This is a genomic window from bacterium, from assembly GCA_021372775.1.
GTDB lineage: Bacteria > Acidobacteriota > Polarisedimenticolia > J045 > J045 > JAJFTU01.
In genome coordinates this window covers 1-7992 of sequence record JAJFTU010000255.1, presented here as the reverse complement: position 1 = coordinate 7992, position 7992 = coordinate 1, and the positions used below count along the sequence as shown (strand labels likewise).

The 7992-nt window shown below is 75.1% G+C and carries 7 protein-coding genes; 1 reads left to right on the top strand and 6 read right to left on the bottom strand.

What is annotated here, in order from left to right; all coding sequences use genetic code 11:
* Positions 1-500: 500 nt before the first annotated feature.
* Genes LLG88_09140 through asd form a run of 6 tightly spaced genes read right to left on the bottom strand, consistent with a single transcriptional unit; the run spans position 501 to position 6579 of the window.
* On the bottom strand, positions 501-1643 hold the full coding sequence (locus tag LLG88_09140) for a pyridoxal phosphate-dependent aminotransferase (GenBank protein ID MCE5247065.1): 1143 nt from the start codon (positions 1641-1643) through the stop codon (positions 501-503).
* Entirely contained in the window at positions 1640-2479 is an 840-nt protein-coding gene (locus LLG88_09135) for a 2,3,4,5-tetrahydropyridine-2,6-dicarboxylate N-succinyltransferase (GenBank protein MCE5247064.1), read from the bottom strand. The genes LLG88_09140 and LLG88_09135 overlap by 4 nt, the downstream gene beginning before the upstream one ends.
* 14 nt (positions 2480-2493) lie before the next feature.
* Positions 2494-3384 (bottom strand): 4-hydroxy-tetrahydrodipicolinate synthase, encoded by an 891-nt coding sequence (gene dapA, locus LLG88_09130; protein MCE5247063.1) that lies wholly within the window; start codon positions 3382-3384, stop codon positions 2494-2496.
* Complete coding sequence (dapB, locus tag LLG88_09125) at positions 3381-4175, bottom strand: 4-hydroxy-tetrahydrodipicolinate reductase (GenBank protein ID MCE5247062.1); 795 nt, start codon at positions 4173-4175, stop codon at positions 3381-3383. The genes dapA and dapB overlap by 4 nt, the downstream gene beginning before the upstream one ends.
* Positions 4172-5512, bottom strand: a complete 1341-nt coding sequence (locus LLG88_09120; GenBank protein MCE5247061.1) for an aspartate kinase — start codon at positions 5510-5512, stop codon at positions 4172-4174. Before LLG88_09120 ends, dapB begins: the two co-directional genes overlap by 4 nt.
* A gap of 5 nt (positions 5513-5517) precedes the next feature.
* Positions 5518-6579 carry an aspartate-semialdehyde dehydrogenase gene (gene asd / locus LLG88_09115; protein MCE5247060.1) on the bottom strand — a complete coding sequence of 354 codons (1062 nt, stop codon included), beginning with the start codon at positions 6577-6579 and terminating at the stop codon, positions 5518-5520.
* A 75-nt stretch (positions 6580-6654) separates the two neighbouring features.
* Between asd and LLG88_09110 the strand changes: the two genes are divergently transcribed.
* Entirely contained in the window at positions 6655-7299 is a 645-nt protein-coding gene (locus tag LLG88_09110; protein MCE5247059.1) for an HAD hydrolase-like protein, read from the top strand.
* Positions 7300-7992: the final 693 nt, after the last annotated feature.

Sequence of the window (7992 nt, the reverse complement as noted above, 5' to 3'; positions counted from 1 at the left end):
TCGGGTCGCGGTCGCTGTGTGGCTTCCCGCGTTGAATCGACAGGGCCCGTGTCCGTCGATGGACGCGGGCCGCGCGACGCGCGACCAACGACGCACACGCGCCCTACCGTTTCAGCGCGAGGAACGAAATGGAGTCGGCGAACCGAGCCGCGGCGCGACGCGGGACAAGACGCACGAACCCACCAAACAGACCATCCCCCCGCAGACGACCACCAAAACGCCCGACCAAACACGACAGCGCGTCAGGCGTGCGGGGGCGGCGGCGCAGCCGTTGCCCGGTCGGCTGAGCCGCCGCCCCCGCCGCACGACGCGCGTCCCGCGAGCCGCGCGGGCCGTACGCCCGCGAATCGCGCGGGCAGTACGTGCGCGAAACCCGCGGGCAGTACGTGCGGGACTCGCGCCGGCATTACCCCCGCGAATCGCGCGGGCAGTACGCCGCGAATCGCGCGGGCATTTCGCCCCCGAAACCCGCGGGCATTGCGCCCCCGCAACCCGCCCCCTCAGAGACTGAGCCGCCCCGCGATAACCTTGAGCGCGCGCCGCAGCGCGTTGTCCTCCTGCGCGTAGCTGATGCGGAACCACCCCGCGCCGCCCGCCCCGAACGCCTCGCCCGGAATCACCACGATCTTCTCTTCCTCGAGCAGCCGCTTCGCGAACGGAATCCCGCCGCCGCAGCGCGACGCGTCCACCCAGGCGTAGAACGCGCCCTCTAGCGGCGCCATCCGCACCTCCGGCCTGCCGCCCAGCTCCTCGGCCACGATGTCGCGCCGCCGGCGGAAGATCGCCTTCACCTCGCGCGCCGCCGCCTCCCCTTCCGGCGTGAACGCCACGCGGGCGCCGATCTGGATCGGCGTCGCGGGGCAGGTCAGCACCGTCTGCTGCATCGCCACCAGCTTCGCCATGAACGCCGCGTCGGGGCAGACCGCCCAGCCGACGCGCCAGCCGGTCAGCGCGACCGACTTGGAGAGGCCGCCGCAGACGACGACGTGCTCCAGCGGCGCCTGCGGCGCCCCGAAGGCGCGCCCGTCGGCCGTCCAGCAGAGTTGGTGGTAGGTGTCGTCCACGACGAGCGCGATCCCGCGCCGCGCCGTCTCCTCGGCCAGCCGCTCGATCGTCGCCCGCGGCTCGACCGTGCCGGTCGGGTTCGACGGCGTGATCACGAGGATCGCCTTCGTCGCCGGACCGACCATCCCCAGCACTTCGTCCACGTCGAGATGGAAGCCGTTCTCGGCGCACAGCGGATAGAAGCGCGGCACGGCGTTCCACGTCTTCGCCGCCCGCTCGGCGCCCGGGAAGCCCGGATCGGGGCAGAGCACCTCGTCGCCCGGATCGAGCAGGCAGCCGAGGACGGCGAACGTCGCCTCCTGGCAGCCGAGCGTGACGACGACGTCCTCGGCGCGCCGCGCGAACGGCGCGTAGTACCCGGCGATCGCCGCGCGCAGCGCCTTGTCCCCGGCCGTCGGCCCGTAGCCCGACGGCCCCTCGCTCGCCGCGCGCGACAGCGCCTCGCGCAGCACCGCCGGCGGCGCGATGTCCGGCTGGCCGAGCCCGAGGTTCAGCGCGTCGGCGGGGGCGGACTCGAAGATTTCGCGGATCAACGTGCGCTTCAAGCCGGCCACGCGGCCGGCGATCATCGGGCTCATCGCAGTGCGTCCTCCAAGGCGGCGCGGGCGTCCGTGCCCTCGTCGCGGTCCTTCACGATCACCGCCGCCGCGCCGCGCACGCCCATCTCCGCGGCCCAGGGATCGGCCATCGGGCGCGAGCCGGCGACGACGACCGCCCGCTCCGGAATCTCCAGCACTCCCCGCGCGTCGGCGTGCAGGATGCGCCGCCGCGGCACGTCGTAGACCGGCATCGAGGCGGTCAGGATCACCCCCGCGCCGAGCACCGCGCCGCGCCGCACGTGCACTCCCTCGAGCACGCCGGCCAACGCGCCGACGAAGCAGCCGTCCTCGACGACCACGGGCATCGCCCCCGGAGGCTCGAGCACGCCGCCGATCTGCGCGCCGGCGGAGAGGTGCACCCGCTTGCCGATCTGCGCGCAGGAGCCGACCAGCGCGTGCGAGTCGATCATCGAGCCCTCGTCCACGAAGGCGCCGACGTTGACGTAGCACGGCGGCATCAGGATCACCCCCGCGCCGATGTGCGCGCCGCGCCGCACCGCGCTGCCGCCCGGAACGAGACGCGCCCCGGGCATCGACGCCGGGTGCCGCGGCAGGAAGAGGTGCTTGTCGGCGAAGCCGAACGCCCCGCCCATCTCGACCCGCACGATGTCCGAATGGCGGAAGCCGAGCAGGATCCCCGCGCGCACCCACTGGTTGACGACCCAGTGGTCGTTCTCCGGCGCGGCCGCGCGCACGGCGCCCGACTCCAGCGCGGCGAGCAGTTCCGCCACCGTGGCCCGGACCTCGTCCCGCTCCGCGCGCTCCCCTTCGCCGAGCAGTCGTTCGATCGCTTCCTTGAGCTTCGCCCCGTCCATCGTCCCCTCGCCCTTCAGATCAGTCCGGCGGCCTTGAGCCCCGCCTCGAGCTTCGCCCGCGTCGCCGCGCCCGCGGGCGCCAGCGGCGGCCGCACGACGTCCTCGAGCAGCCCCAGACGGGCCATCGCCGCCTTCGAGGGCACGGGGTTCGTCTCGGCGAAGAGGGCCCGCGTCAGCGGCAGCAGGCGGTAGTGCTCGCGCCGCGCCGTCTCGACGTCGCCGTCGATCGCCGCGGCGACCATCTTCACCGTCCCCGCCGGATCGACGTTGGAGACGACGGAGATCACGCCGTCGCCGCCCATCAGCGCCATCGCGCAGGTCAGCTCGTCCTCGCCCGAGATCACGGCGAAGTCGGGCCGCCGCGCGTCGATCAGCGTCATCGCCTGGCCGAGGTTCCCCGAGGCTTCCTTGATCGCCTCGAGCCCCGGCACTTCCTCCGCGATCCGCAGCACGAGCTCCGGCGCCGCGTTGAGGCCGGTCCGCCCCGGCACGTTGTAGAGCACCAGCGGCAGGCCGCCCTCGGCGGCGATCGCCTTGTAGTGCGCGAGCAGGCCGTCGGGGTTCGGCTTGTTGTAGTACGGCGTGACGACGAGCGCCGCGTCGGCGCCGAGCTCCTTCGCCCGCCGCGTCCGCGCGATCGACTGCTTCGTGTTGTTGGTCCCCGTGCCGGGGATCACGAACGCCTTGCCGCGCGCCGCCTTCACCGTCGCCGCGATCAGCGCCTCCCACTCCCGCTCGTCGAGCGCGGGCGTCTCGCCCGTCGTGCCGCAGGGGACGAGTCCGGCCACGCCGGCCGCGAGCTGCCGGTCGAGGAGCCGCTCGAAGGCGGCCATGTCCACGCCGCCGTCGGCGGCGAACGGGGTGACGAGCGCGGTGAAGACGCCGCGCAGCCGAGGCGCGTTCATCGGTGATCCTCCGTCCCGCGCGGGAGCGCGGGCAGCGTGTCGTCCAGGAAGTCGTCGATTGTGCAGGGGCCGCGGCGGCCGACGAGCCACGCCGCGGCGGCGACCGCGCCGTGCGCGAAGACGGCGCGCGAGCGGGCGCGGTGGACGATCTCGATCGTCTCTTCCGGAGCGTCCCAGCCGACCGTGTGCTCGCCGGGGAACGCGCCGGCGCGGATCCAGGCCACCGGCACCATGTCGTTCGGCACGGCGCCGTCGGCCGGCGCGAGGCCGTAGTGGGTCTTCCCCGGCGTCCGCGCGACGAGCTTCTCGGCCAGCGTCCGCGCGGTGCCGGACGGCGCGTCGAGCTTGTGGCGGTGATGCGCCTCGACGAGGTACGGCGCGAAGTCCGGCAGCGCGCCGAACCACGACGCGGCGACGTCCACGAGCCGCATCATCGTCTGCACGCCGAGCGAGAAGTTCGAGGCCCAAAGGAAGCCGACCTGCCGCTCCGCGGCGAGCGCGCGGACTTCGCGCAGCTCGGCGTTCCAGCCGGTCGTGCCCGAAACGACCGGAACGCCCCGCTCCAAGAGCGCGCGGCAGTTGTCGGCCGCGGACGACGCGGCGGTGAATTCGAGCGCGACGTCGATCCCCTCCCACGACGCGCCCTCGATCTCGCGCGCGTCGGCGCCGGGGGCCTTCGGGTCGATCCGCAGCGCGATCTCGACGCCGCGCGCGGCGGCCGCGGCGCCCAGCGCCGCGCCCATCTTCCCCATGCCGACCAGCGCCGCGCGCAGCGGCTTTCCGTCGTTCACGGACGTCCCTCCAGCAGCGCGGCGTGCAGCAGCCGCGTCAACGGCGCGGCGTCCTCGTCGCGCGCGACGAAGAGCAGCGAGGCGCCGCGCGGCCCCTGCGCGATCCGCAGCGGGCGGATCGGGCCGCAGGCGTCGAGCGCGGCGCGCCACAGTTCGGGCGCCGCGGCGAGCCCCTCGCCGACCAGCGCCACGAGCGCGAGCTTCGGCAGGCGGTCCACGCGCCCCCACGCGGCGATCGCGCGCGCGGCGCGCCCCGCCGCCTCCCCTTCGGGAAGCAGGAACTCGAAGCCGAGCGGGCCGACGGCGACGGCGAGCGGCGCGAGGCCTTCGTCGCCGAGCCGCCGGAACGCCTCCGCGCCGAACGTCGCGTCGCGCATCGCCCCCGGCGCGCGGAGCGCGAGCAACTCCAGGCCGGAGCGCGAGGCGACCGCGCGCGCGCCGCCGTCGCCCTGTCCCGACGGGCCGATCACCGTGCCGGGACGTTCCGGGCGCAGGCTGTTGCGCACGACGACCTCGATCCCCCCTTCGACCGCCGGATCGATCGAGGCCGGATGGAGCACCTTCGCGCCGAAGCCGGCCAGTTCCGCGGCCTCGCGGAACGTCGCGCGTTCGAGCAGCCGCGCCGCCGGCACGACGCGCGGATCGGCGGAGAGGATGCCGTCCACGTCGGTCCAGATCTCGATCCGCCGCGCGCCCAAGGCGAGGCCGATGATCGACGCCGAAAGGTCCGAGCCGCCGCGGCCGAGCGTCGTCGGCGCGCCGTCCGGCCCGCCGCCGACGTACCCGGCGAGGATCGGCACGACCCCCGCCTCGGCGAGCGGCGCGACGAGCGTCGCCGCGCGGGTCGCCGTCTCCGTCTGGTCGGCGACCGCGGCGCCGTGGCGGCCGTCGGTGGCGACGACGCGCCGCGAGTCGACGACTTCGGCCGGGCCGTCCGCGGCGGCCATCGCCGCGGCGAACAGCTCCTGCGCCAAGAGTTCTCCGTGGCCGAGCACGGCGTCCGACGCCGCCGGAGTCAGCGCCCCGACGAGCCGCACGCCGCGCAGCAGCACGCGCAGGTCGCGCAGCCGGTCCTCCAGCCGCGCGGCGAGCGCCGCGTCGCCGGGCGCGAGCTCCGCCGCGACCGCGAGGTGCCGCGCGCGCACTTCCTCGAGCCGCGCGTCCACGCCGGCGCGGTCGGCGCGCCGCGCGAGGGAGAGCAGCGCCTCGAGCGTGTTCGTGACCCCGGCCATCGCCGAGGTGACGACGACCGGGCGTTCGGTCCGGCGGGAGGCGACGACGAGCGCCGCCGCGGCGAGGCGCGCGGCCCCGTCCACGGAGGTCCCGCCGAACTTCATCACGATCACGCGAGGCGGCCTTGCGCGGCGAGCGTTTCCGCCACGAGGATCGTGCCGCCGGCGGCGCCGCGCAGCGTGTTGTGGCCGAGAACCGAGAAGTGCAGCCCGAGCACGGGGCAGGCGCGCAGCTGGCCGACGGTGACCGCCATGCCGCGCCCCGCCTCGCGGTCGAGCCGCGGCTGCGGCCGGTCGATCGCGTCGAGCACGACGCAGACCGGATCGGGCGCCGAGGGGCAGCCGAGCTCCTGCGGCGCCCCGCGGAACGAGGCCAGCGCGGCGCGGGCCGCGGCGACGTCGAGCGGCCGCTCCGTCTCGACGTGCGCGGAGACGAGATGGCCGTCGATCACCGGCACGCGGTGGACCTGCGCGGAGATCGTGATCGGCGCGGGGACCACGCGATCGCCCGCGAGCGCGCCGAGGATCTTCAGCGGCTCGGACTCGATCTTCTCGCGCTCCTGCCCGCCGATGTACGGCACGACGTTGTCGATCAGGTCGAGCGACGGCACGCCGGGGTAGCCGGCGCCGGAGGCGGCCTGCAGCGTCGTGACGATCGCCCGCTTGACCCCGGCGGCGCGCTGCAGCGGCGCGAGCGCGATCGCGAGGGGGATGACCGAGCAGTTGGCGTTGGCGACGATGAAGCCGCCGTGCCGCCGCCGCTGCACGTCGATCAGCGCGAGGTGGTCGGCGTTGATCTCCGGCACGACGAGCGGGACGTCGTCGTCCGCGCGGTGGTTCTTGGCGTTCGTCACCACGGCGCGTCCGGCGGCGCGGAACGCGGTCTCGACCTCGCCGGCGACCGACGAGTCGAGCGCGGAGAGGACGACCGCCGCCTCGACGCGGCGCGGGTCGCACGGCTTGACGATCATCCGCGCCGCGGCGCGCGGCGCGCCGCCCGGCAGCTTCCAGTCGGCCGCTTCGGCGTAGGGACGGCCGGCGCTCCGCTCGGAGGCGGCGACCTCCGCCAGTTCGAACCAAGGATGGCCGTCGAGCAGCGAGATCATCCGCTGTCCGACGAGGCCGGTGGCGCCGAGAACGGCGACCGGAATCTTGCGCGACGGAACGGCCACGGCGACGCTCCCTCGCGGCCGACCTTCGAGGTTGCGACGCGCGGCGGCCGCGGCTGCGCATGATAGCATCCGGACATGCTCGACTGCCGCGCGATCGTCTTCGACCTCGACGGAACGCTCGTCGATTCGTTCGCCCCGCTCGCCGCCGCCGTCAACGCCGTGCGCGCCTCGCTCGGCATGCCGCCGGTCTCCGACGACGTCGTCCGCGGCCAGGTGGGCCGCGGCGTGCCGGCGCTGCTCGCGCACCACGCCGCGCCGGAGCGGCTTCCCGCCGCCATCGAGACGTTCGGCGTCGCCTACGCGAAGGTGCTCGGCAAGACGCGACCGCTGCCGGGCGTTCCCGAGGTTCCGCTCGAGTTGAGGCGGCGCGGGATCCGCCTGGCGATCGCGACGAACAAGCCGGCGGTCTTCGGCCGGCCGATCGTCGAGGCGGTCGGCTTGGGCGAGGCGATCGGCGTCGTGCTCGGGCCGGACTGCGGCGTGCCGCCGAAGCCGTCGCCGGAGATGATCCACCGAGCGCTGGAGTTGATCGGCGCGCGCGCCGAGGAGGCGCTCTACGTGGGCGACATGCCGCTCGACGTCGAGTCGGCCCGCGCCGCCGGGGTGCGCCCGGTGCTCGTGGCCACCGGCGCCGTCTCCCGCGTCGAGTTGGACGCGGTTCCGGGCGCGCTCGTGCTCGATGATCTGCGCGCGTTGCTTCCGCTGATCCGGGCGATTTGATCGCCGCGTAATGCCCGCGCGCCCGGCGGGTCGCGTGGGCGTTGTCGGCGGAATGCCCGCGCGCCCGGCGGGTCGCGGAGGCGCTGTCGCCGCGTAATGCCCGCGCGCCCAGCGGGTCGCGCGTCGTGCGGCGGGGGCGGCGGCTCAGCCACGGGGCAACGGCTGCGCCGCCGCCCCCGCCCGCACGACGTGCTGTCGTTGTTGGCTGTGCGTCGTGTCGGCTGCGCGCTCGGGGGGATGGTCTTCGTTGGGTGGTTCGTGCGTCTTGTCCCGCGTCGCGCCGCGGCCTTGATTCGCGGGACGACGGGGTTCGCCCGCGTTGGCGCGTCAGGGCGCGTGGGTCTCGTGGGTCGCGCGCCGCGCGTCGGGGGGCGGCGGCTCCGCGACGGGGCAATGATCCGCCGCCGCCCCCCGACGCACGTCGCGCTCGTCGCTCCGGACGCCGCGCTTCAACGTTGTCTCGCGGTGATCGTCGCCGTCGTAGGGGAGGCTGGCGCGCCCCGACGATCGTCTGCCCGCGGAAGATTCCTCCGCGCCTGCCTCCCGACGTGATTCACGCGAAACCTTGCCGTTGCGTCCGTCGTCGAAAGGCAACGTTGCGCAGGGTTCAGGTCGGGCGGCAGGCGCGATGAGGCGCCGTTGTTCCGACGGTCATCGGAGCGCGCCAGCCGCCCCTCCCGGTCGGGGCGACGC